Annotated in this window: 23 protein-coding genes; 22 read left to right on the top strand and 1 reads right to left on the bottom strand. The window is 48.1% G+C overall.

Annotated elements, in window-relative coordinates:
• The first annotated feature begins 7 nt into the window (after positions 1-7).
• Positions 8-1,003 carry a signal recognition particle-docking protein FtsY gene (ftsY, locus tag ACKTSG_RS01435; RefSeq protein ID WP_407891238.1) on the top strand — a complete coding sequence of 332 codons (996 nt, stop codon included), beginning with the start codon at positions 8-10 and terminating at the stop codon, positions 1,001-1,003.
• An 83-nt stretch (positions 1,004-1,086) separates the two neighbouring features.
• Here the strand turns inward: ftsY and ACKTSG_RS01430 are convergent, their stop codons facing one another.
• Positions 1,087-1,404, bottom strand: a complete 318-nt coding sequence (locus tag ACKTSG_RS01430; protein WP_407891236.1) for a hypothetical protein — start codon at positions 1,402-1,404, stop codon at positions 1,087-1,089.
• Between the two features lie 147 nt (positions 1,405-1,551).
• Here ACKTSG_RS01430 and ACKTSG_RS01425 point away from each other — a divergent pair, with 147 nt between their 5' ends.
• From ACKTSG_RS01425 to uvrC, 21 genes are all read left to right on the top strand, one after another.
• Positions 1,552-1,893, top strand: a complete 342-nt coding sequence (locus ACKTSG_RS01425; RefSeq protein ID WP_407891234.1) for a putative DNA-binding protein — start codon at positions 1,552-1,554, stop codon at positions 1,891-1,893.
• Between the two features lie 44 nt (positions 1,894-1,937).
• The gene (ffh, locus tag ACKTSG_RS01420; RefSeq protein ID WP_407891232.1) at positions 1,938-3,374 is read left to right on the top strand and encodes a signal recognition particle protein; all 1,437 of its coding nucleotides are present in this window, start codon (positions 1,938-1,940) and stop codon (positions 3,372-3,374) included.
• Between the two features lie 101 nt (positions 3,375-3,475).
• Complete coding sequence (gene rpsP / locus ACKTSG_RS01415; protein WP_054713737.1) at positions 3,476-3,751, top strand: 30S ribosomal protein S16; 276 nt, start codon at positions 3,476-3,478, stop codon at positions 3,749-3,751.
• A gap of 8 nt (positions 3,752-3,759) precedes the next feature.
• Positions 3,760-4,014 carry a KH domain-containing protein gene (locus tag ACKTSG_RS01410; protein ID WP_407891230.1) on the top strand — a complete coding sequence of 85 codons (255 nt, stop codon included), beginning with the start codon at positions 3,760-3,762 and terminating at the stop codon, positions 4,012-4,014.
• Between the two features lie 54 nt (positions 4,015-4,068).
• Positions 4,069-4,587 (top strand): ribosome maturation factor RimM, encoded by a 519-nt coding sequence (rimM, locus tag ACKTSG_RS01405; RefSeq protein WP_407891228.1) that lies wholly within the window; start codon positions 4,069-4,071, stop codon positions 4,585-4,587.
• Positions 4,577-5,356 (top strand): tRNA (guanosine(37)-N1)-methyltransferase TrmD, encoded by a 780-nt coding sequence (gene trmD / locus ACKTSG_RS01400; RefSeq protein ID WP_407891226.1) that lies wholly within the window; start codon positions 4,577-4,579, stop codon positions 5,354-5,356. Before rimM ends, trmD begins: the two co-directional genes overlap by 11 nt.
• Before the next feature lie 212 nt (positions 5,357-5,568).
• Positions 5,569-7,779: a DUF3329 domain-containing protein gene (locus tag ACKTSG_RS01395; RefSeq protein ID WP_407891224.1), complete on the top strand. Its 2,211-nt coding sequence runs from the start codon at positions 5,569-5,571 to the stop codon at positions 7,777-7,779.
• Entirely contained in the window at positions 7,779-8,615 is an 837-nt protein-coding gene (locus ACKTSG_RS01390; RefSeq protein ID WP_407891222.1) for an EAL domain-containing protein, read from the top strand. Before ACKTSG_RS01395 ends, ACKTSG_RS01390 begins: the two co-directional genes overlap by 1 nt.
• The gene (locus ACKTSG_RS01385) at positions 8,593-9,099 is read left to right on the top strand and encodes a hypothetical protein (protein WP_407891220.1); all 507 of its coding nucleotides are present in this window, start codon (positions 8,593-8,595) and stop codon (positions 9,097-9,099) included. The genes ACKTSG_RS01390 and ACKTSG_RS01385 overlap by 23 nt, the downstream gene beginning before the upstream one ends.
• Positions 9,099-10,442: a glycosyltransferase family 2 protein gene (locus tag ACKTSG_RS01380; RefSeq protein WP_407891391.1), complete on the top strand. Its 1,344-nt coding sequence runs from the start codon at positions 9,099-9,101 to the stop codon at positions 10,440-10,442. Before ACKTSG_RS01385 ends, ACKTSG_RS01380 begins: the two co-directional genes overlap by 1 nt.
• Positions 10,443-10,500: 58 nt before the next feature.
• Positions 10,501-10,908: a hypothetical protein gene (locus ACKTSG_RS01375; RefSeq protein ID WP_407891219.1), complete on the top strand. Its 408-nt coding sequence runs from the start codon at positions 10,501-10,503 to the stop codon at positions 10,906-10,908.
• 159 nt (positions 10,909-11,067) lie between these two features.
• A complete protein-coding gene (rplS, locus tag ACKTSG_RS01370) occupies positions 11,068-11,424 on the top strand; it encodes a 50S ribosomal protein L19 (protein ID WP_407891217.1) in 357 nt (118 codons plus the stop codon).
• A gap of 52 nt (positions 11,425-11,476) precedes the next feature.
• Positions 11,477-11,650: a hypothetical protein gene (locus ACKTSG_RS01365; RefSeq protein ID WP_407891215.1), complete on the top strand. Its 174-nt coding sequence runs from the start codon at positions 11,477-11,479 to the stop codon at positions 11,648-11,650.
• A gap of 12 nt (positions 11,651-11,662) precedes the next feature.
• Positions 11,663-11,905: a DUF896 domain-containing protein gene (locus ACKTSG_RS01360; protein WP_407891213.1), complete on the top strand. Its 243-nt coding sequence runs from the start codon at positions 11,663-11,665 to the stop codon at positions 11,903-11,905.
• Between the two features lie 84 nt (positions 11,906-11,989).
• Positions 11,990-12,208 (top strand): YneF family protein, encoded by a 219-nt coding sequence (locus tag ACKTSG_RS01355; protein WP_407891211.1) that lies wholly within the window; start codon positions 11,990-11,992, stop codon positions 12,206-12,208.
• Between the two features lie 156 nt (positions 12,209-12,364).
• On the top strand, positions 12,365-14,119 hold the full coding sequence (locus ACKTSG_RS01350; protein WP_407891209.1) for an ABC transporter ATP-binding protein: 1,755 nt from the start codon (positions 12,365-12,367) through the stop codon (positions 14,117-14,119).
• Entirely contained in the window at positions 14,112-15,896 is a 1,785-nt protein-coding gene (locus ACKTSG_RS01345) for an ABC transporter ATP-binding protein (protein ID WP_407891207.1), read from the top strand. Before ACKTSG_RS01350 ends, ACKTSG_RS01345 begins: the two co-directional genes overlap by 8 nt.
• Before the next feature lie 831 nt (positions 15,897-16,727).
• Positions 16,728-18,185 (top strand): ABC transporter substrate-binding protein/permease, encoded by a 1,458-nt coding sequence (locus tag ACKTSG_RS01340; RefSeq protein ID WP_407891205.1) that lies wholly within the window; start codon positions 16,728-16,730, stop codon positions 18,183-18,185.
• Positions 18,178-18,921, top strand: coding sequence for an amino acid ABC transporter ATP-binding protein (locus tag ACKTSG_RS01335; protein WP_407891204.1), 744 nt, complete (start codon positions 18,178-18,180; stop codon positions 18,919-18,921). The genes ACKTSG_RS01340 and ACKTSG_RS01335 overlap by 8 nt, the downstream gene beginning before the upstream one ends.
• Positions 18,922-19,039: 118 nt before the next feature.
• A complete protein-coding gene (locus ACKTSG_RS01330; protein WP_407891202.1) occupies positions 19,040-20,131 on the top strand; it encodes an MFS transporter in 1,092 nt (363 codons plus the stop codon).
• Positions 20,132-20,177: 46 nt separating this feature from the next.
• Positions 20,178-21,965, top strand: coding sequence for an excinuclease ABC subunit UvrC (uvrC, locus tag ACKTSG_RS01325; protein WP_407891200.1), 1,788 nt, complete (start codon positions 20,178-20,180; stop codon positions 21,963-21,965).
• Positions 21,966-21,972 lie beyond the last annotated feature (7 nt).

Genomic DNA, 21,972 nt, shown 5'->3' with positions numbered 1-21,972 from the left:
GGCCCTCATGGGATTATTTGATCGCATTAAAAAGGCATTCACTGGCGAACCTGAAACGCCAGAAACCGAGAAATATGATGCCGGCTTGGAAAAGTCGCGCACCACATTTTCTGAACGCTTAAATGCCTTATTTGCCAATTTCCGGACGGTAGATGAAGATTTCTTTGACGATCTTGAAGAAATGTTGATCGAAGCGGATGTCGGCTTTCAAACTGCCGTGGATCTGACGGATTCCTTACGTGATGAAGTCAAACTCAAAAACGTTAAGCAGCCGCAAGCGGTGGCTCAAGTTATCGTTCAAAAGTTAGTCGATCTTTATGGTGAAGCTGGCGAGCATGAAGACAACACCTTGCATTATGCGGATGTTGGGCCAACGGTATTCTTATTTGTCGGCGTCAATGGCGCTGGCAAAACCACCACGGTGGGCAAACTCGCCCATCAGCTCAAAGACCAAGGCAAATCCGTGCTGCTAGCCGCTTGTGATACGTTTCGCGCTGGGGCCATTGAGCAGTTGCAAGAATGGGGCCGCCGCGATGGTGTACCAGTCGTCGCCAAAGCTGCCGGTTCAGACCCTGCTAGTGTCGCTTTTGACGCCGTGAAGCAAGCCAAAGCTGACGGTGTCGATGTGTTATTAGTCGATACCGCTGGGCGTTTGCAAAACAAAGTCAACTTGATGAAAGAACTCGACAAGATCAAGCGCGTGATCGTACGCGAATTGCCGCAAGCGCCTCAAGAAGTGTTGCTGGTGTTGGATGCGACTACCGGCCAAAACGCGTTGAGCCAAGCCAAACAATTCAACGAAACCACTGATATTTCTGGTATTGTGTTGACCAAACTCGATGGTACTGGCAAAGGTGGCATCGTGTTGGCAATCCGCAATGAGTTGCATGTACCAGTGAAGTTGGCAGGCTTGGGTGAAGGCATGGACGACTTACAAGCATTTGATCCAACGAAATTTGCTTATGGGTTGTTCAAAGGTTTGATCGAAGACCCAGCCAAATAACTGTTGAAAAGTCGCCTGATCGCAGGCGGCTTTTTTGACAAAAAAATCCCGCCAGCGATCAAAGCGCTAGCGGGAAATTTCATTTAAGCTGTGGCTTGTTCTTTAGGTGTACGGCCTAAAATCACTTGCAAGACGATCAACACCACGTAAGCGATGATGACGTAAAGCAACCAGTTGCCGGTTTTCACCGTATCAGTGAACCAGTATTTTTGCCAAGCGGTGTTGGACATGATCCAGTAGAAAATGCCAGCCGCGATCAGGCCTAACGTGTTCAAAATGGCGAAGAACCACAAGTTGCCATTTTCGTGGTTAGCCACATAGATCGCGCTGAATACCGCGGTCCAAGCCCACCAGCCGCATAAGGCAGCGACAACGCCCCAATAAAGAATGGTTGCGACCATAATAATTCCCTCCAATTCATTTCGCTTTATTTTACCACGAATGAAAGCGCAATACGCCGATTTTGTGAAAAAACTAACGTGAACGCTTTGAGATTGACGAAACGCCGCCATATCGGTATCCTGTATAGAGTATATGAGGTAGATAAAATGGAAATCAAAAAAAACAACCGCATGAACTCGCTGTTTGAATTTTACGGCGCGCTTTTGACGGATAAACAACATAGCTATTTGGAGCTTTATTATGGCGACGACTACTCTTTAGGTGAAATCGCCACTGAATTTGATGTATCGCGCCAAGCGGTGTATGACAACATTCGCCGCACCGAAGCCAGCTTGGAAGAATATGAAAGCAAACTTCACTTGTTGGCGAATTATCAAGCGCAAAACCAAAGCGTTGACGCGTTGGTGCGCTATGTGCGCAAACAGTATCCAAACGATGAACAACTCAGTGAACTGTTAACACGCGTCGCCGATCAAGCTGCCCGCTGATCAGCAGCCGAAAAACTGAAATTTAAGGTTGATAGGAGAAAATAATGGCATTTGAAGGTTTATCCGAACGGTTACAAAAAGCGTTCTCTGGCCTACGCCGTAAAGGCAAAGTGACTGAAGCAGATGTTCGCGATTCCATGCGCGAGATCCGCTTGGCATTATTGGAAGCCGACGTAAACTTCGGCGTGGTCAAAGAATTCGTCAAGAATGTTCGCGAAAAAGCAGTTGGCGCAGAAGTCTTAGAATCACTGTCACCAGCCCAACAGATCATCAAAATCGTCAATGACGAATTGACGGCGACGATGGGGGATGCGGCAGTGCCATTGAACAAGGCACCACATATCCCAACGATCATTATGATGGTCGGGTTGCAAGGTGCTGGTAAAACCACCACAGTCGGGAAATTATCCAAGCGCTTGATCGAACAAGAAAAAGCGCGCCCATTATTGATCGCCGCTGACGTTTATCGCCCCGCGGCCATTGATCAATTGCAAGTGGTCGGCAAATCCGTTGGCGTGCCTGTTTTTGAAATGGGCACGGATACCGATCCACGCGAGATCGTGCGCCAAGGGTTGGCCCAAGCTAACTTGCAACATAACGACTATGTGATCATCGATACTGCTGGGCGTTTGCAGATCGACGAAAAACTGATGACGGAATTAGCCGACATCAAAGACATTGCCAAGCCCAATGAAATTTTGCTGGTGGTCGATTCCATGACTGGCCAAGCGGCCACAGATGTTGCCAAAGGCTTTGATGAGCGCTTGGATATCACCGGTGTGGTATTGACTAAGTTAGATGGTGATACCCGTGGTGGGGCGGCGCTGTCGATCCGCAAAGTCACCGGCAAGCCGATCAAGTTTATCGGGCAAGGCGAAAAAATGGATGCCTTGGATGTCTTTTATCCTGATCGCATGGCCAACCGGATCTTAGGCATGGGCGACATGTTGACCTTGATCGACAAGGCCCAACAGAACTTTGATGAAAAACAAGCCAATGAAATGGCTGATAAGATCAAAGAAAACACCTTTGACTTCAACGATTTCTTGGATCAAATGGCCCAAGTGCAAAATATGGGCCCGATGGAAGACATTATGAAGATGATCCCAGGCATGGCCAATAACCCAGCCTTGAAGAACTTCAAAATGGATCCCAAAGACATTGCCCACATGAAGGCGATCGTTTATTCGATGACGCCGCAAGAACGCGAGCAACCGGATCTGTTGAACCCGTCTCGGCGTCGCCGCTTGGCAGCGGGGTCAGGGCGGCCGATCGTAGAAGTCAACCGCATGATCAAACAATTCAATGCCTCCAAGAAAATGATGAGCCAAATGTATAAAGGCAATTTCCAAGGCATGGAAGGGTTGATGGGCGGCGGCGTCAAAGGGCGCTTGGGCAAAATGGCCATGAACTCCATGATCAAGAAGCAAAAGAAAAACAAGAAAAAGCGCCTAAAACACGCGAAAAACTTTAAATCCTAGGCTTTTTCGGCGAAAATGCCGTTGTAAAGAAAAAACTCTTTACACGCCGCTGAATCTTTGCTATTATTTTGAAGTTGAGAAATTTACAGGAGGTGGACTTAATGGCAGTTAAAATTCGTTTAAAGCGGATGGGTTCAAAGCGTAAGCCGTTCTACCGTGTCGTGGTTGCAGATTCTCGCTCCCCACGTGACGGCCGGTTTATCGAATCCGTCGGTTACTACAACCCATTAACCGAACCAGTTGACTTAAAACTGGATGAAGATTCAATTCTTGATTGGCTCCAAAAAGGCGCACAACCTTCCGATACTGTACGGACCTTGCTTTCTAGCAAAGGTTTGATGCAAAAGTATCACGAAGCGCGCTTCGCTAAGAAATAGGGGATCACATGGATATCGCTGGGCTCATTCGAGCCATTGTGACACCCTTAGTTGCTCACCCAGAGGCCATTGAGATCCGTCCTCATGAGACGGAAGAATACATGGCTTTCGACTTAACCGTGGCGCCGGACGATGTCGGCCGGGTCATTGGGAAACAAGGGCGTGTGGCGCAAGCTGTGCGCACTATCGTTTACGCCGTTAAGTCGCCATACCCCAAACGGGTACGGTTAAATATCTTGGATGCCAAACAACCAAGTAAATAAAAATTGGGGCCGGCTGATGTCGGTCCTTTTTTTATCACAAAAGGAGGAACCACCTTGCCAGAACTTTTTCATGTTGGCAATATCGTCAACACCCATGGTATTCGCGGGGAAGTGCGGGTGATCGCGACTACCGATTTTCCTGAAGAACGCTTTGCCAAAAACGCTAAGTTGATCATCGATACCACCCCGCAAACGCCCGTCACGGTTGAATCCAGCCGCAAGCACAAAGGCTTTACCTTAGTTAAATTCGTGGGTCTGGATAACATCAATGATGTGGAACGCTTCAAAGGTCACAGCTTGAACGTGACGCAAGCGGAACAACAAGACTTAGACGATGGCGAATATTATTATCGTGATATCATCGGCTTAACGGTGATCGATCAACATGATCAAAAACTCGGCATGGTGTCAGAGATCTTAAGTCCTGGCGCCAATGACGTTTGGGTGATTCCCCGTCCTGGCAAAGCTGATGTGTTGTTGCCATTCATTAAAAGCGTGGTATTAAGCATCGATGTCGCCAACAAAGTTGCTCATGTCGATGTACCAGAAGGGCTGATCGACGATGAAAATTGATGTGTTGACGCTTTTTCCAGATATGTTTGCGCCAATGACACAAAGCATGATCGGCAAAGCCTTAGACAAAGGCACTGTTGAATTCAATGCCGTGGATTTTCGCCAATATTCCCATGACAAGCACCATCATGTCGATGACACGCCTTATGGTGGCGGCGCTGGGATGTTGCTTAAGCCAGAACCGCTGTTTGAGGCCATGGACGCGTTGAACGCCAAAGCCCCAGGCCCTAAGCGGGTGATCTTGTTAGACCCAGCAGGGCGCAAGTTTGACCATGTGGCGGCTAAAGAATTGGCGCAAGAAGAGCACTTGGTGTTTATTTGCGGGCATTATGAAGGGTATGACGAACGGATCCGCAGCTTGGTGACGGATGAATTTTCATTAGGCGACTTTGTGTTGACTGGCGGCGAATTACCAGCGATGATGATGATCGATGCCACAGTACGCTTTGTCCCAGGGGTGTTAGGCAATGCGGAGTCAGCTGCGACGGATAGTTTTGAAAACGGATTGTTGAATTATCCTGAATATACCCGTCCAGCCACATACCGCGGCATGGACGTACCTGAGGTGTTGCAAAGCGGGAATCATCAATTGATCGCCAAGTGGCGGTTAAAAGAATCGCTACGGCGGACGTATCAGCGCCGGCCGGATTTGCTGGCCACGCTGGATCTGGACAAAGCGGCCCAAAAGCTGCTGCGCGAAGTAAAAACAGAAGAAGCCAGCAAAGTTCGGGAAGCTGATTTAGCTGCTGAACGGTTTAAAAAGAATTGATCAAATGACGCTTGATAAAATCATCAGGCGTTTTTTTGTTATAGACCAATAAATGTTGACGACGCGTCAACACGAGAAACCAAGCTTTCTTGCAGTGAACCAATTTATGATGAACCCCATCATGACGCGGCTTATATCGTCAAAATCTGAAATATATGGTATGCTGTTTTTGGAATAAAAGTATAGATGTTGACGAACTTGGGGGACGATCCATGAATCGGAAAGTCAACAAAGGCGTATGGGCGGTGGGCATCATTACAGTGACCATTGGCGTCTTTTTATTTATTAAATTATTGTATGACCTCAGTGGGTATTCAGGAGACGATTACCTCTATCATTTCTTTTATCAAGGGGAACTGCCGCACGGGCAGCTACGCGGGATCAACAATTTGTGGGATCTGATCCGCTCTGTTCAAAATCATACCCGGATCTATAATGGTCGCTTCGTTGCCCATACTGGGGTGATGTTGGCGATGCAGTTGCCTAAAGCGGTGTTTAATGCGGCGTCAGCAGCTGTTTTTGTGCTACTCGGGTGGCTGATCGATCTGCATGTTTTTGGTCGCCAGCGTGTGCGCGTAGCTTATTTAGGTTTGACCTACGTGTTGATGTGGTTTGCTTTACCAGATTATGGGACGACAGTGCTATGGTTATCGGGTGCATTCAACTATTTGTGGGTGGCATTGATCTATTTAACGTTTTTATTGCCCTATCGGTTCAACTATCATGCCAAACATCCACGCTTAATGACGGCTGCCATGGCGATCTTAGGGGTGTTAGCTGGGGCAACCAACGAAAATACAGCGCCATTGACGCTATTTATTGCGTTTGCTTTGACGCTGTTTGATTGGCATCAATCGCAGTTAGCTTGGAAGTGGACTGGTGGGATCGCCGCATGTTTTGGTTTTTATGTCGTCGTCGTTTCCGGGGTGAATCAGATCTCCGTTCGCGGCAAGCAATTCGAATTGAACCAATTGCTCACCAAAACCATGACCTATTCTGGTTTGTGGTTGGGCTTGGTGGCGGTGATCTTGTTGTATATGTGGTGGCAACATCACAATTTTGGTCACCAATTGCTGTGGTCACGTGATCGGGATTATTTGGCGGCTTGCTTGTATACGTTAGGGGCAGTATTGGGGATCGTCGCGTTGATCGTATCGCCCCAGATCCTCAGTCGGGTATTTTTTGGCCCTAATTTATATTTACTGATCGCTTTGCTGATGTTGTTGCATGATCATGACCAGTTGCGCGCTGGCACCTACATTGCCAAATTATTGCCGGGTTTGATCGCCTTGATCTTGGCGATCGCGGCTTTTCCTGGGTATCAAGCGGCAGTGCGATCTAATGCGTTGACTTATCGCATTTGGGCCACCGGCGATGCAATCGTCCGTCATGATGCCAAAATTGGCGTTCAGCATGCCGCAGTGCCAGGCATGATACCTGTTTATACCGATCGCAATCAATATTGGCAATCAACTTATGTGGGGCATGGCGACCCGAAGAAGCAATGGTTCAATGAATGGATGGCTGCTTATTATGGGGTCAAAACGGTGACTGTCGATAATACGATCAAGTTAAAATCGATGACGGCTTACCAAAAGACGCCAGAGTGGGGCTTTTATCAATTCTTCAGCCGGCTATTTGCCGATGTTCACCTAACCGCTCAAAAAGTTCATGCTGCGACTGCCATGCGTACCGCCTATTTGGTGTATGTGGACACGACTGGCAAACAAGTGGGCATCGAGCCGATTTCTGGCAACGTGGGGACCACTTTTGACATTTCGCATGCCTCAGTGGCTGGCTACACCACGCAACCGGGCAATCCCAAAGCGTATACGTTTATCGCAGCAGCGCGTCAAAGCGTGGTGATCCAGGTGACAAAACAAGCCGCCAATGCCAAAGCCTTGCTGGTGTATCAAACCCGCGATGGCCACCAAGTTGCCACTGAACCCATTAGCGGCGTTGTGGGCCAAACCATCGATTTGACGCATGCCAGTACCCCTGGTTATACCACCCAAGCTGATTCACCTAAGTCGTATCGATTGACTGGGGCGCCTAGCCAAAAGGTGATCGTGCCAGTAGCTGCGCAACGCTTAGGGACCACCGTTGAATACATCAGTGGCCACCAAGTCGTGTTAAAAGTTTATCAAACCACCAAAACCGGTCAGCCGATCAAGTTGAAGGCGCCACTGGGGTATCGCTTGAGCGCGCCAAAACAGGTTTCAGTGATGCCTGCTAGCGGCATAGCGACGCTGAAAGTACCGATTGAGCGGGTACATGGCGTCTTGGCGCTGAAAGCATCAATACCGCTCAAGTTGGTCATCGCAGGGCTGATCGTGGTGATCTGGGATCAGCTGGCAGCGTTACGCAAATATCGCGACTTTAAACTCTTTACCAAACTAAAGCGAAAGGAGCATGAGGCGTAATGGCACTGAAAACCTTGAAATTTTGGCTGTTTTGGATCGCCATTGCGTTGTTTGTGCTGGCGGCAGTGGTCGTTGTGATCTATTATTACCATTCGCGACGGCGCTCGAATAATTACTTAGGCAAAAAAGAGTTTGAATTGCGGTATTTTGTTCAACCGACTGTCGACCAAAATCAAGTCATCACCGGTTACGAATGCTTGTTGCGTCAACGCCAACCTGATGGCAGTTGGCGCTTGCCGCAACAATTGGACACGTTGCCGCTGCAGCGGGTGATCTCGTTATTGGAAGTGACCTTTAAGTCATTGCCCAAGCAACATTACCAATTGTCGATTAATTTAGCTTATGAACAGATCATCAGCCCAGAATTTGATTATTTTGTCCGTTGGGCGATCGCTAACATCGCACCGATGACTTTGGCGGTTGAATTAAGTGTGGATCCACATGAACGCTACTTACATCGGCCCACCTTTATTCGCCACATTAAAAATGCCAAGATCTATGGCATGAAGTTGGAAGTCGATAACATTGGGGCAGATTCAGCTGATATGAAATGTATCAACTGGATGGTAGGGGTGATCGACACCTTAAAGTGCTCCATGAAAGCTTTTCGCAAAACCGATCCCAATGAATGGCTGGATCTGAACTTGCAAGCTTGGCATCAATTCGCCGATACCCAGCACATGCAACTGGTGTTGACTGGCATCGAAAATGATCAAGATGAAGCGCTCGCTGAACAATTGAATATCGGGTTGCGCCAAGGGTATAAATTTGCGCGGCCAAGCGATCCGACTAAACACAAGGAGGTAGGCGCCGATGGCAGCACCAAGATCCGCTAAACAACAATTATATACAGATGAATATTTTGAAAAAGGCCATTGGCTCCTTAAGATTCGCCAAACCTTGGTCGCCATCATCGGCTGGGTTTGTGTGATCGTGCCAATGGTGATCACGGCCTGGAGTTTTTATGGTGTGGAAACTGGCCACGTTAAGCCTTTTTGGTCCTATGGTGAAGGCATTTTTGAGATCCACTTTATTGGGGTGATCTTATTGTTTTTGGCCGCCGTATCGTTGATCTTCACCGTGTCGATGACGATCATCCAAGTCCGCAAACGCGACCGCTTGGTTGAACAGTGGCCGACTTATGACCCGATCAATCAAAAGGCCCGCGAAACTGAATTGGAAAAATTCATGGACAAGCGTTTTGGCGATCCGGAATTTCGGGAAAATGTCCGCACGTATCGGGTAACGCCAGACAAAAATTTGGATACTGATGAGTTTCGGCGATTGTTTGAAGCTCAGCATTTGCAGCAAAAGGAGTGATTCGGTTGATCGATCATTTATTTGAAAGCACGACTGTGGCATCAGTCATCAATATCGCAGTGTTGATCTTATGCTTGTATCCGATCATCGGGTCGTTTTTTTGGTTTTTTGGGTCGTTGAGTTATCGCTGGTTGCGTCCTAACACTGAAGATAATGATTGGCAACCATTGCCTTTGGCCAAGCAGCCTTTGATCACCATCATGATCCCAGCACATAATGAAGAAGTGATGATCGAATCGACTATTCGCTATTTATTTGATCAACTCAACTACGACAACTTTGAGATCTTGGTGATGAATGACGGCTCGACTGATGGCACTGAAGACATTCTGCAACGCCTTCAAGGGGAGTATCCGCGCTTGCGGGTGATCACCATTGAAGCCAATAAAGGCAAAGCGCACGCATTTAATATCGGGATGTATTTTGCCAAAGGCGAATATATTTTAAGCAACGATGCGGATACGGTGCCGGAACCAGATGCGTTAATGAAGTATATGAACTACTTCATTCATGACCGCGATATGAATACCAGTGCGGTAACGGCGAATATGGATGTGCAAAATCGCACCAAGTTGATCTGCAAATCCCAAACCGTTGAATTCTCCAGTATCGTTGGCGTCATCAAGCGCAGTCAAGCTGCGGTGAACGATTCCATGTATGCCTATTCTGGCGCCAACACCATGTATCGCAAACGTTTTTTGGTGTCAGTCGGTGGGTTTCGCCAAAATCGGGCAACTGAAGACATTTCGATTGCCTGGGATCACCAAATGATCGGTGCGGTGCCGCGATTTGCACCCAACATCGTGTTTCATATGAATGTGCCGGAAACGATCGGAGATCTGTTTAAGCAACGTAAGCGCTGGGCGCAAGGTGGCACCGAAGTTTGGCTGACCAATATTAAAAAATTCGTCAAGCATCCCATTCGTCACCGGTATCAACTTTCGATGTTTGTGGATTCGACCTTGTCGATTATTTGGTCGTTTTTCTTCATTTTGACCACGGTGTTGTTTTTGATGACGTGTTGGTATTTTCTCGTCACTGGCAATTATGAGCGCTTGTGGCATGCCTTTGCCATGTCGTTTATCTTTGTGACCTTTGAAATGCTAGCGGGATTCTTGCAACTGTTGGCCGCTTTGATCTTGGATCATCATGCGGCCAAGCTGAAATATTTAGGGTTTGCGCCGCTATACATGCTGTTTTTTTGGATGGTGAATCCCATTACCATCGCCATCACCTTTATCCCGGCGTTAAAAACGATTTTAGGCTATGGCTCAGGCACTTGGGTCAGTCCTGAACGCCGGGCATTATTGAAAGATAAGCAGGTGCCTAAGCAGCCCAAATAGCCCGCTGGCAGCGTATTTGTGATATATTGACGTCGAGTGGTTGAAAGAAGATGGGCGCATGCGGTATCGGTTGGCCTTTTTACCGAGTACGATTGGCTTGTGGGTAGTCACGCATTTGGCGCAAACGCATGGGCTTGATTGGTCGTGGCATTGGTTTGATGTTTATCTGTTCATGAGCTGGCTGGTATTTGCGCCAATGTGCATGGGCTTGTTGACGCAACTGAAGCACGAGGCAGACAAAACTGTTAAAGCGCGTCGCAATTTGTATCAACAAATGGCGCACAACAATCAGCTCTATCAAGATTTCGTCAATGGCTTTGCGACTGGCCCGAGTTTATGGTTTGAATCTGGGTCGTTGGATCAGGTGATGCAAAGCGTGGGGTATTTTGCCCTTAAACTGCTGGTTCAATTGCTGTCACCGTTATTGGTAGTGGGACTGTTATTGCTTGTTAAGCCGGCAAACTAAACGCGAGGTATTCGAAGTTTTTCTCACCGGAAGGCAGATGTGTGCTTGTCACGTCGAGGTTTGTCTGGTATACTACACTATTGTGATTAGTCACATAACAACGATGTTCCGCTGGCTCAAGGTGGGTGAATGAATGTCGGTATAAGGAGAAGTTACATTATGACCAAGCAAAACCCATTGATCCAAGAAATCACCAAGTCACAATTGCGTGACGATATTCCGGACTTCCGCCCTGGCGACAGCGTTAAAGTTTACGCTAAAATCGTCGAAGGCGAACGCGAACGTGTCCAGTTATTCGAAGGCGTTGTAATTAAGCGCCACGGTACTGGCGTTTCTGCGACCTACACCGTTCGTAAGATCTCCAGCGGCGTTGGTGTTGAACGGACTTTCCCATTACACACACCACGTGTTGAAAAGATCGAAGTTACCCGTCATGGTCAAGTACGCCGTGCCAAGTTGTACTACTTGCGGGCATTACGTGGTAAAGCTGCGCGTATCAAAGAAAAGCGCCGTTAATCCACTGAAAAGGTCGCCACTGCGGCCTTTTTTTATGCAAGGAGTTTATTGAATGGATGATTTGATTTATATTGTGTACTACGCGCATCCTGGCACACCAGTACGCGTGATCAAGGCGTTCCGCTCGCTGACCCGAGCCAAAGAATATGTGGGGATGTTGATGAACGCGCCATTTCCAGGCGAAGACCCTGGTGGCTACACATATGCTAGCATTCACTTGAACTAAGGAGAAACGACCATGTCACAACCACAAGCAAGATTAGATCGGATCAATGAATTGGCGCACAAAGCCAAAGCACAAGGGCTGACAGACGCCGAGATCGCCGAACGCGCCGAATTACGCAAAGCGTATTTGGCTGATTTTCGCGCTGGTTTCAAGCAACGCTTGGAAACGACCCAATATTTTGATAAACAAGGTCACGAAATCACGCCTAAGAAGATCAAAAAGGTCCAACGCGACAACGGCTGGCGGCAAGACTAAAGGCTTTTTTAAAGATCGGGCTTTCAATGCCGGTCGACGTTTTGTACAATGGTTATTGTCTAATAAGAGGAGGCAGTTTTCGTTATGACATATGTACTCGTATTTGTGATCGGGGCCGCGCTGGGTGTTATCGGCGGTTTCTTCGGTGCCCGTTATTACATGAAAAAATATTTCCAAGATAACCCACCGATCAACGAAGACATGTTGCGCACCATGATGATGCAAATGGGCCAAAAGCCTAGCACTAAAAAGCTCAATCAGATGATGGCGCAAATGAAGCAAGCGCAAAAAAAGTCTAAGTAGGCTTAACGCGCAAGCGACCCGGTGAGCATTCACCGGGTCTTTGTTTTGCCTTCAGATAATATGAATTTATTCATAATCGTCTGAAAGCATGGTGTCAGGATCCGCGAGCAGGTGAGTGTGGCTAGGCATTGCGAGACAAACAAACGAGGTGAACTTGTGGGAATTTTTAAAAAACTCGGCTGGTACTTCCGCCAAGAATACAAACGCTACTTGATCGGGGTGTTGTGTTTGTTGTTGGTGGCATTAGTCAATTTGATCCCGCCAAAAGTGATCGGCGCGTTAGTCGATACCATGGCCAAACGGGATCTAACTGTCGATCGCTTATTGTTGTTTTTGATCGCGCTGTTATTTGCTGGCGTCGGGCAATATTTGTTTCGCTACGGTTGGCGCAATGCCATTTGGGGTGGCGCGGCGAAACTCGAAAAAACGTTGCGGACGCGCTTATTTTGGCACTTTATGAAAATGGATGCGACGTTTTATCAAAAGCATCGCACTGGGGACTTGATGGCGCATGCCACCAACGACTTAAATGCGATCCAAAATGTTGCTGGCGCTGGGATCTTAACGTTATTTGATTCAGTGATCACTGGTGGCACGACCATTGTGGCCATGATCTTTTTTGTGGACTGGCGCTTGACGCTACTGGCAATTTTGCCGATGCCACTGTTAGCGCTGATGGCCCGCCAACTTGGCATGCGGTTGCATCAAGCTTTTGGCAAAGCGCAGGCGGCTTTTTCACGGCTGAATGATAAAACCCAAGAGTCGGTGTCTGGCATCAAAGTGATCAAAACCTTTGGTCAAGGCCAAGAAGATACGGCTGATTTTAATCAGTTGGTCGATCAAACCGTCGCCATCAACAAACGCGTCAACTTTTTTGATGGGTTGTTTGATCCTACGACTAGCTTGATCATGGGCTTGGTGTATGTGATCACGATCATTTACGGGGCGCATTTGGTGATGACCAGTCAGATCACCATCGGTCAGCTGGTGTCATTTATTGCCTATGTGGCGGCTTTGGTGTGGCCAATGTTTGCCATCGGTCGCTTGTTTAACGTGTTAGAGCGCGGTAATGCCTCTTATGATCGCATCGACAAGTTGCTGGCTGAAACCAGCAGTATCCACGTCGCCTCACAAGCGATCCAAACGCCAGCTCATGGCGATATTCGCTTTAAGATCAATCAATTTTCCTATCCAGACGCAGATACGGCGGCGTTAGTGAATGTCCACTTCACCTTGCCAGCAGGTAAAACGCTCGGCATCGTGGGTCGCGTCGGCGCTGGGAAAAGTACCATTTTCAAGTTGTTGTTGCGCGAATTTGATCGCTATGACGGTGAGATCGAATTTGGTGGCATCAATATTCGCCAATACAGCTTGGATGCGTTGCTAGATGCCATCGGCTATGTGCCGCAAGATAATTTCTTGTTTTCAACCACCGTCGCGGATAATATCCGTTTTGCCAGTTTTGACAAAGATGCGCAAGCTGTTGAAGCTGCCGCGGCTGAATCGGCAGTGCATGACGACATTTTGAAATTCACTGCTGGGTATCAAACCTTAGTCGGTGAACGCGGCGTGTCATTATCTGGTGGGCAAAAGCAACGTTTGGCGATCGCTCGGGCGGTGATCACCAGTCCAGAGTTGTTGATCTTAGATGATGCTTTGTCGGCGGTGGATGCCAAAACCGAAGCGGCGATCTTGCACAACTTGCATGACCAACGCGCTGATAAAACCACGATCATCGCTGCCCACCGGTTGTCTTCGGTGATGCATGCCGATGAGATCATTGTGCTAGAAAATGGCCATATCTTAGAGCGCGGCACGCATGCCCAGTTATTGGCCAATGCCGGTTGGTATGCCAAAATGTGGGCCAAACAAGAACTAGAAGCCAAGCTTGGAGGTGACGGCAATGCCTAAATATGAATCCGCTTGGGCGCGTAGCCTCCCGATGAAAGAGCAGTGGCATATCGTTGGTCGGTTGATGCGTTACACCAAGCCTTACAAACGCCAATTTGGCGGCGCGATCGTGGCAGCGGCGTTATTAGCTGGCGTGAATGTTGCCTTGCCTTGGTTGTTGCAAGAATTTATGGATCGGTATTTGACCCATCAAAATGCCACGACCCAAATTATTTTGGGTTTTGCCGGCTTATATGCATTTGGGACGATCTTAAAAGCCTTGTTTCAGTTTTTCCAATCCTTTTTATTTGCCATGGGTTCAGAGCGCGGCTTAGAGGATGTGCGCCGAGACCTCTTTGCCCAACTCCACAAGCTGGGGATGCGCTACTTTGATCAAACCCCAGCTGGTTCGATCGTGTCGCGGGTGACCAATGATACGGCAACGTTGTCAGATTTTTGGAATGTGTTGTTGTCTGTATTGGTCGGCTTGTTTTCAGTGGTGTCTAGCTTTGTCACGATGTATGTGGTGAATGCCAAGATCGCCTTGATGGTGCTGGCGTTTTTGCCTTTATTGCTTTTTGCGATTTGGTATTACAGCCATTACTCCAGCAAAGTTTATCGGCACATGCGCGAAAAGCTGTCTGAGCTGAATACCAAGTTGAATGAATCCATTGAAGGCATCGGGATCATTCAACAATTCCGCCAAGAAAATCGCATCGCGCAAGAATTTGAAGCCACCAATCAAGAGTATCTGCGCACCCGCACGGCGATGATCCGTGTCAACTCGCTGTTGCTCAGCCCGATCATCAACTTATTGTATAGCTTCGCGTTAGTGGCAGTGTTGGCGGCATTTGGGATCATGTCGATGCATGCATTCGTGGCCGCTGGGGTGGTATATGCGTTTACCACTTATGTCTCGAATTTCTTTAATCCCATGACTAACATGATGGATTCACTGTCGAATTTTCAAGACGGGATCGTGGCTGGTTCGCGGATCTTTCGGATCTTGGATAATCAAGAATTTGCGCCGAAAGCCAACCCTGGTGCGAGGGCCACGCTTACACATGGCAAAATCGAATTTCGCCATGTGTCGTTTGCATACGACGGCAAACATGAGATCTTGCATGATATTTCCTTTGTGGCCAATCCTGGGGAAACGGTGGCGTTAGTGGGGCACACCGGTTCTGGTAAATCGTCGATCATCAATGTAATGATGCGCTTTTATGAATTTGGTCAAGGCGAGATCTTACTTGATGATGTTGATATTCGCGAGTATCCAATGCCTGAATTACGCGCCAAACTTGGGTTGGTGTTGCAAGATTCATTTATGTTTTATGGCACCATCGCTTCAAATATTCGCTTGTTTAATGACAACATCTCGGACGCCCAAATCAAAAAAGCGGCACAATTTGTCCAAGCTGATCGCTTTATCGACCAACTGCCTGGGCAATATGACGCCAAAGTGATCGAAGGTGGGGCGCAGTTTTCTAGCGGTGAGCGGCAATTGATCAGTTTTGCGCGCACGGTGGTGACTGATCCGAAGATCTTGGTGTTAGATGAAGCCACCGCCAATATCGACACGGAAACTGAAGCCGTGATCCAAGAAGGCTTGAAGCGCATTCGCCAAGGCCGCACCACGATTGCGATCGCGCATCGGTTGTCAACAATCAAAGATGCCAATTTGATCTTGGTGCTGGATGCTGGCAAAATCGTGGAGCGTGGCACTCATGATTCATTATTGGCCCAACATGGGCGTTATTATGATATGTATCGCTTGCAAACTGGGATGAGCGATTAATGCAAAGGACGCGTTGCGATAATCGCAGCGCGTATTTTTGTGGCTGCGTCAAATGGGTTGAAAGACCGATTTGGCTTTTCGTGAGTTGTTTAAAAAAGCGCTTGCATTTTTAGACCAAAGGTGTTATGCTTCGTTCACCAACTAAAAGTAAGTGTCAGGGACTTACTTTTGTTGGCGAAAAAGCACTAAGCAAAGCCGCGCGGTTAGGTACATCGTCTGCGCTTTGTGGCAGCAAACATCACCGTGGCGTCGAAGCGTGGCGATGGGCATTCCCGTGGGCAGAAGAGCGTTGGCGTACCGAAGAAAATGGTCAACTATCACTTCGACAAAAGTGAGTCACAGAAGCGGCCCGCCGTGTTTGAACGTTTCGCGACTGATCAAAGTGGAACATCGAGACAACTGTCGCCCAGTTTCGTCCGATGGCTCTCTGATCTTCGTCGCAACAGCCTCATCACGACGCGTCGGATTGTGCAAAAATCGGGATCCACCTGCGCCACCGTTTTACCCACAGTGAATTTTGGACTGTGGCTGTTCGAGTGCCCACGGGCATGACAACGTGTGACCTTGAATCACTCGAGGGTCACACTTCACAAACGAATTTGAAGGCACCTAAATTGGGTTAGTAGGCACTTTTTCAACCAAACGTTGAATCAGTGCCTATTTTTTTGTCCAAAATCAGATTTTGGTAACAGCGGATGCCTTAATCTTCGACGATACCACGAAGCAGGCACAGAACCGTGGTTTTTTTTGCAAGAAGTATGAATATTCGTTGAATAAAAATCAAAACTAGTGTATAGTGTGGCTTATAGAAATTTGGGGAGGAATTCAGTTTTGAAAAAGTTAATGCGTTGGCTGATGGCCATCGCCGTTGCCATGATCGCCTTTATGGGGGTTACTGCTGCTCCGGTCCATGCCGCAGATGACAGTTTGGCCAAGGTGAAAGCCAAAGGTACCTTAGTGATGGGTACCAGTCCAGACTACGCCCCTTATGAGTTCCTGGTGAACAGCAACGGGAAGAACCAAGTCGTCGGCATCGACGTCGAAATCGCCAAGAAAATCGCTTCAGATCTTGGCGTTAAGCTTGTGATCAAGCAAATGGATTTTGACTCCTTGTTAGTCGGATTGGAAACCCATAAAGTCGATATGGTGTTGTCAGCGATGACGCCAACGGCTGCCCGCAAACAAAGTGTTGATTTCTCGCAGATCTATTACACTGCCAGCCAAGACATTATCGTCAACAAAGCCGATGCGCATGTCTACAAGAATGCGGAAAGCTTTGTCGGTAAGAAAGTTGGCGCCCAAACCGGTTCGCTTCAAGCAGACTTGGTCAAGCAAAAAATGACCGATTCGAAATTATTGGGTTTGACCAAAGTCACTGATTTGATCTTGGCCTTAAAGTCTCATAAAGTCGAAGGCGTGGTTGCAGAACACCCAGTGGCGCAAGCTTATGTGGATCATGACCCGCAACTGGCGATCGTTAAATCCGGCTGGTCGCTAGATCCTGAGTCAAACGGACAAGCCATCGGGTTTGCCAAAGGTTCTGATACTTTGGTGGCTGCGGCCAATAAATCGATCAATGAGATCAAGCAACAAGGCTTGATCAAGTCATATACCAAGACTGCTGGCGATTATATGACCAAAAACACGGCCAATACTTCGATGTTCCATTATTGGAAGTATTTTGCCAAGGGGATCGAATATACCTTGTTGATCACCGCGGTGTCGGTAGTGTTTGGGGTATTGATCGGGACGTTGATGGCGTTGATGCGCTTAGGTAAAAACAAAGTCTTGCACACCATCGCCGTGGCTTACATCGAATTTGTCCGCGGCACGCCATTGATGATCCAAGTGATGTTCGTGTACTTTGGGATCGGGTTGTTCGTTGATGTCCCAGCGTTGACTGCTGGGATCATCGCGGTTTCCTTGAACTCAGCCGCGTATGTCGCTGAGATCATCCGCAGTGGGATCGATTCGATCCCGACTGGGCAATCAGAAGCTGCGCGCTCACTTGGCTTATCGACGCGCCAAACCATGACCAGTGTGGTATTGCCACAAGCGATCCGCAACATTTGGCCCGCATTAGGCAATGAATTCATTTCGTTGATCAAGGAATCGTCCATCGTATCCATTATTGGGGTGACGGATCTGATTTATCAATTGAAGGTCGTTCAAACCGCTACTTATAAAGGGGTCGCACCGATCTTTGTTGCTATGGTGATCTATTTCGTCCTGACCTTCACCTTGTCGAAGATCTTGGGGCATTTTGAAAGGAAGATGCAACATGACTAAACCATTAATTCAAATCAACCATTTGGTCAAGAAATTCGGGGACAACGTGGTGTTAAACGACATCACTGAAACCATCAACCAAGGCGATGTGATCGTCGTGATCGGGGCTTCTGGTGGTGGCAAATCCACCTTCTTGCGCAGCTTGAATTTGTTGAACCAACCGACTAGCGGTGAAATCGAATTTGAAGGCACCAACTTGGTGGGCTTGTCAGAAAAGCAATTAGATGCTGTGCGTGAAAAAATGGGCATGGTGTTCCAACAATTCAACTTGTTCCCAAACATGACTGTGCTTGAAAACATCAAATTAGCGCCAATGAAAGTGAAATCTTTAGATGACGCTGCTGCCACAAAAAAAGCCCATGAGCTGTTGGCCCAAGTTGGCTTGGATGAAAAAGCGGACGCTTATCCTGCTAGCTTATCTGGTGGTCAAATGCAACGTGTCGCCATTGCGCGAGCTTTGGCCATGGAACCTGATGTCATGTTGTTTGATGAACCAACGTCTGCGCTTGATCCAGAAATGGTCGGCGAAGTGTTGAAAGTCATGCAAGACCTTGCCAAATCAGGGATGACGATGGTGATCGTCACCCATGAAATGGGCTTTGCCCGTGAAGCGGCGGATCAAGTTTGGTTTATGGACCAAGGTGTGATCGCTGAAAAAGGCAAGCCAGAAGATATCTTCACCGCGCCCAAGCATGACCGCACCAAAGATTTCTTATCCAAAGTGCTTGCCCAATAATGATCTCAGCCGACGATCGCTTGATCGTCGGTTTTTTGATGCGCCAAATTCGGCAAAAATGGCAATTGCCGCTACAATAAACCCAAAAGCTTGGGGGAGCAGGGATTCGGAGGGTCTCATGAAAAAAGTTGCCATTTTGTCGTTATCGTTTTTCACGGTGTTGACTGGGGCGATACTGGCACCGGCGTTACCGGCGATCCAACAAAGTTACCCGCAGGTGTCAGCATTTTGGCTGCAATCACTGTTGACATTGCCGTCTTTGACCTTGTTGATCATGTTGGCGGTTATGCGCAAGTTGCCAGGAAATAAAAAGCAACAAGTGCTAGTGGGCTTATTGATTTATTTAGCTGGGGGGTTGAGCCCAATGGTGCCGATGCCATTTGTGGGCTTGGCAATGGCTCGCTTAGTTTCGGGATTAGGGTTGAGTTTGTTTGCAGGCCCGGCGATCAGCTTGATCGGCGAACATTATCCTGATACTCAAACGCGCCGGCAAATGCTGGGGTGGGCTTCAGCCGTGACGTCTGCTGGGACCATTAGTGCCGTGACGCTGGCTGGGTGGCTGCAGGTAGCGGATTGGCATTGGGTGTTTGGTCTTTACAGCATGGCAGTGATCCCACTGGCGCTGATCTGGCGTTGGTTGCCTGAACGCTCACATGAGGCAGCTAAGGCAACGGCCCCGTTTCGGTTGACGCGGGCTTTGGTGGCTAGTTATGGCTTGAATCTCAGTTGGAACGCGCTATACTTTGTGCTTCCTACCACGGTGCCATTTTACTTTCAAAGCTGGCTACATGATCTTGATGCCACCCATGCCGGTTATTTAATGGCAGGGGTGGCAACGGTGGGGTTGGTGGTGGGGATGAATTATGCGCGCATCCATTGGTCGCCAACCGCTAAATTAGTCAGTGTTTTTGTCGTCTTGACGATCGGTGGTGGGTTGCTGTTGGCTCGGCAACCATGGCTAGCGATGATTTTTGCCGGTGTTGGCGTGGCGTTGGCGATGCCAGTATTCAATGAGCAAGTGATCGCTCAGGCGCGTCCGATTGACCGCGACCATGCATTAAATGTTGGCTACGCAATGGTATTTGCTGGTCAATTGGTGTCACCGCTGCTTTTTAGTGGCTTAAACATTGAATGGCGCTTGTGGGGGATCACCATCGTCAGCTTTGCCTTGGCGCTGTTGGCGTGGCGCCTGCAGGTTGCGGCAGCTTGAGGAATTGAGTACAATAGTAAGCAAACAATTGTTTGTGGGAGGAACTATGGCGTCAGAACACATTGAACACAAATTAGCTTTGTTGCCAGATCTGCCGGGCAGTTATCAAATGAAAGATCTCAATGGCAAGATCATTTATGTGGGCAAAGCCAAGAACTTGAAAAACCGCGTTCGCAGTTATTTCAAGTCCTCACACGACGGCAAAACGGCGCAATTAGTGGCCAATATTGCCGATTTTGATTATATTGTGACATCTAGTGATAAAGAAGCGTTTTTGCTGGAAATCACCTTGATCCAAAAGTGGCAACCTTACTACAACATCAAGTTGAAAAAAGGCACCGGCTATCCGTATATCAAGATCACCAATGAGCGCGATCCCAAAATGGAGATCACTGGAGATATCAAAAAAGACGGCGCGTATTACTTTGGCCCATACCCCAATGTTTACGCCGCCCAAGAAACCATGCATTTTTTGCAAAAAGTGTATCCCTTAAGGCGCTGTAATGGGTATCAAGGTCGGCCATGTTTGTATTATCACATGGGGCAATGCCTCGGGGCGTGCTGGCGAGAAGTGCCGCAAGCCGAATATGATGCGCAAATCGCCAAGATCAAAAGTTTCTTAGACGGTAACACCGCCAAAGTGGTGAAGCAATTGACCCATCGGATGACGCAAGCCGCTGAAAACCTTGAGTTCGAGCGCGCTGCCGAAATTCGCGACCAGCTGAAATATATCGACATCACCGTTGAAAAGCAAAAGATCATTTCCAACGATAAGACTCAGCGCGATATTTTCAATTTTTATATGGACAAAGGCTGGATGTCCATTCAGATCTTCTTTATTCGCCAGGCACGGCTGATGAAACGCGAAAGCCGACTGTTTCCCATCACTGGTGAGGCTGACGAAGAATTCGAATCGTTTATTTTGCAGTTTTATCAGCGCAAAAATGCGGTGCAACCCAAAGAAGTGTTGGTCCCAGCAGGCATTGACGCTGATCTGTTAGAGTCGACGCTGGATGTGCCAGTGCGCGTACCCAAGCGTGGCGAAAAAAAGTCGCTGATGGATCTGGCCCATAAGAATGCCCAACTGAAACTGGAAGAGAAATTCCGTTTGCTGGAATTAGACAATCGCACCACCGTTGGCGCCAACAACGAGATCTTTGATGCGCTGGGGTTGCCTCATGGGCATGTGATCGAAGCCTTTGACCATTCACATATTCAAGGGGCTGACCCGGTATCGGCGATGGTGCAATATGTCGACGGGCAAGCGGAAAAAAACAACTATCGCAAATATAAACTGGCCCAAGATGAAGGCGACCATTCTGCCAATGAAGATGCCAACACCCGCGAAGTGATCCGCCGGCGTTATACCCGCTTGCTGAAAGAACATGCTGCTTTGCCAGATCTGATCTTAATGGATGGTGGCACCGTCGAAATGAATGCGGCCAAAGATGTCTTGGAAAACGAGTTGAATTTGGATATTCCTGTCGCTGGCATGGTGAAAAACAACAAGCATAAAACGGCCGCGTTGCTATTTGGCGATTGGGATGAACCCCGCGACTTGGATCCTAAGTCGCAAGGCTTTTATTTGTTGGAGCGGATCCAAGAAGAAGTCCACCGTTTTGCCATCACCTTCCATCGGCAGTTGCGCAACAAGAATTCGTTAGCGTCGCGGTTGGAAACCATCAATGGCGTTGGGCCGCGCACGCGTGTCAAGTTGCTCAAAGAATTCAAGACCCTCAACCACATCAAAGCCGCCAGTGTGGCAGACATTCAAGCATTAGGGATCTCGAAAGCTGTGGCGCAAGCCGTGAAAGTTTCGCTGCAAGGGGAATAAAACCAAA

Source organism: Lacticaseibacillus salsurae (genome assembly GCF_045862175.1).
Taxonomy (GTDB): Bacteria; Bacillota; Bacilli; order Lactobacillales; family Lactobacillaceae; genus Lacticaseibacillus; species Lacticaseibacillus salsurae.
The sequence above is the reverse complement of the archived record's forward strand: the minus strand, read 5'-3'. Positions and strand labels throughout refer to the sequence as shown.

Coding starts and splice junctions, on each gene's coding strand:
- ftsY (WP_407891238.1), top strand. CDS start 8: ATGGGATTATTTGATCGCATTAAAAAGGCATTCACTGGCGAACCTGAA.
- ACKTSG_RS01430 (WP_407891236.1), bottom strand. CDS start 1,404: ATGGTCGCAACCATTCTTTATTGGGGCGTTGTCGCTGCCTTATGCGGC.
- ACKTSG_RS01425 (WP_407891234.1), top strand. CDS start 1,552: ATGGAAATCAAAAAAAACAACCGCATGAACTCGCTGTTTGAATTTTAC.
- ffh (WP_407891232.1), top strand. CDS start 1,938: ATGGCATTTGAAGGTTTATCCGAACGGTTACAAAAAGCGTTCTCTGGC.
- rpsP (WP_054713737.1), top strand. CDS start 3,476: ATGGCAGTTAAAATTCGTTTAAAGCGGATGGGTTCAAAGCGTAAGCCG.
- ACKTSG_RS01410 (WP_407891230.1), top strand. CDS start 3,760: ATGGATATCGCTGGGCTCATTCGAGCCATTGTGACACCCTTAGTTGCT.
- trmD (WP_407891226.1), top strand. CDS start 4,577: ATGAAAATTGATGTGTTGACGCTTTTTCCAGATATGTTTGCGCCAATG.
- ACKTSG_RS01395 (WP_407891224.1), top strand. CDS start 5,569: ATGAATCGGAAAGTCAACAAAGGCGTATGGGCGGTGGGCATCATTACA.
- ACKTSG_RS01390 (WP_407891222.1), top strand. CDS start 7,779: ATGGCACTGAAAACCTTGAAATTTTGGCTGTTTTGGATCGCCATTGCG.
- ACKTSG_RS01385 (WP_407891220.1), top strand. CDS start 8,593: ATGGCAGCACCAAGATCCGCTAAACAACAATTATATACAGATGAATAT.
- ACKTSG_RS01375 (WP_407891219.1), top strand. CDS start 10,501: ATGCGGTATCGGTTGGCCTTTTTACCGAGTACGATTGGCTTGTGGGTA.
- rplS (WP_407891217.1), top strand. CDS start 11,068: ATGACCAAGCAAAACCCATTGATCCAAGAAATCACCAAGTCACAATTG.
- ACKTSG_RS01365 (WP_407891215.1), top strand. CDS start 11,477: ATGGATGATTTGATTTATATTGTGTACTACGCGCATCCTGGCACACCA.
- ACKTSG_RS01360 (WP_407891213.1), top strand. CDS start 11,663: ATGTCACAACCACAAGCAAGATTAGATCGGATCAATGAATTGGCGCAC.
- ACKTSG_RS01355 (WP_407891211.1), top strand. CDS start 11,990: ATGACATATGTACTCGTATTTGTGATCGGGGCCGCGCTGGGTGTTATC.
- ACKTSG_RS01345 (WP_407891207.1), top strand. CDS start 14,112: ATGCCTAAATATGAATCCGCTTGGGCGCGTAGCCTCCCGATGAAAGAG.
- ACKTSG_RS01335 (WP_407891204.1), top strand. CDS start 18,178: ATGACTAAACCATTAATTCAAATCAACCATTTGGTCAAGAAATTCGGG.
- ACKTSG_RS01330 (WP_407891202.1), top strand. CDS start 19,040: ATGAAAAAAGTTGCCATTTTGTCGTTATCGTTTTTCACGGTGTTGACT.
- uvrC (WP_407891200.1), top strand. CDS start 20,178: ATGGCGTCAGAACACATTGAACACAAATTAGCTTTGTTGCCAGATCTG.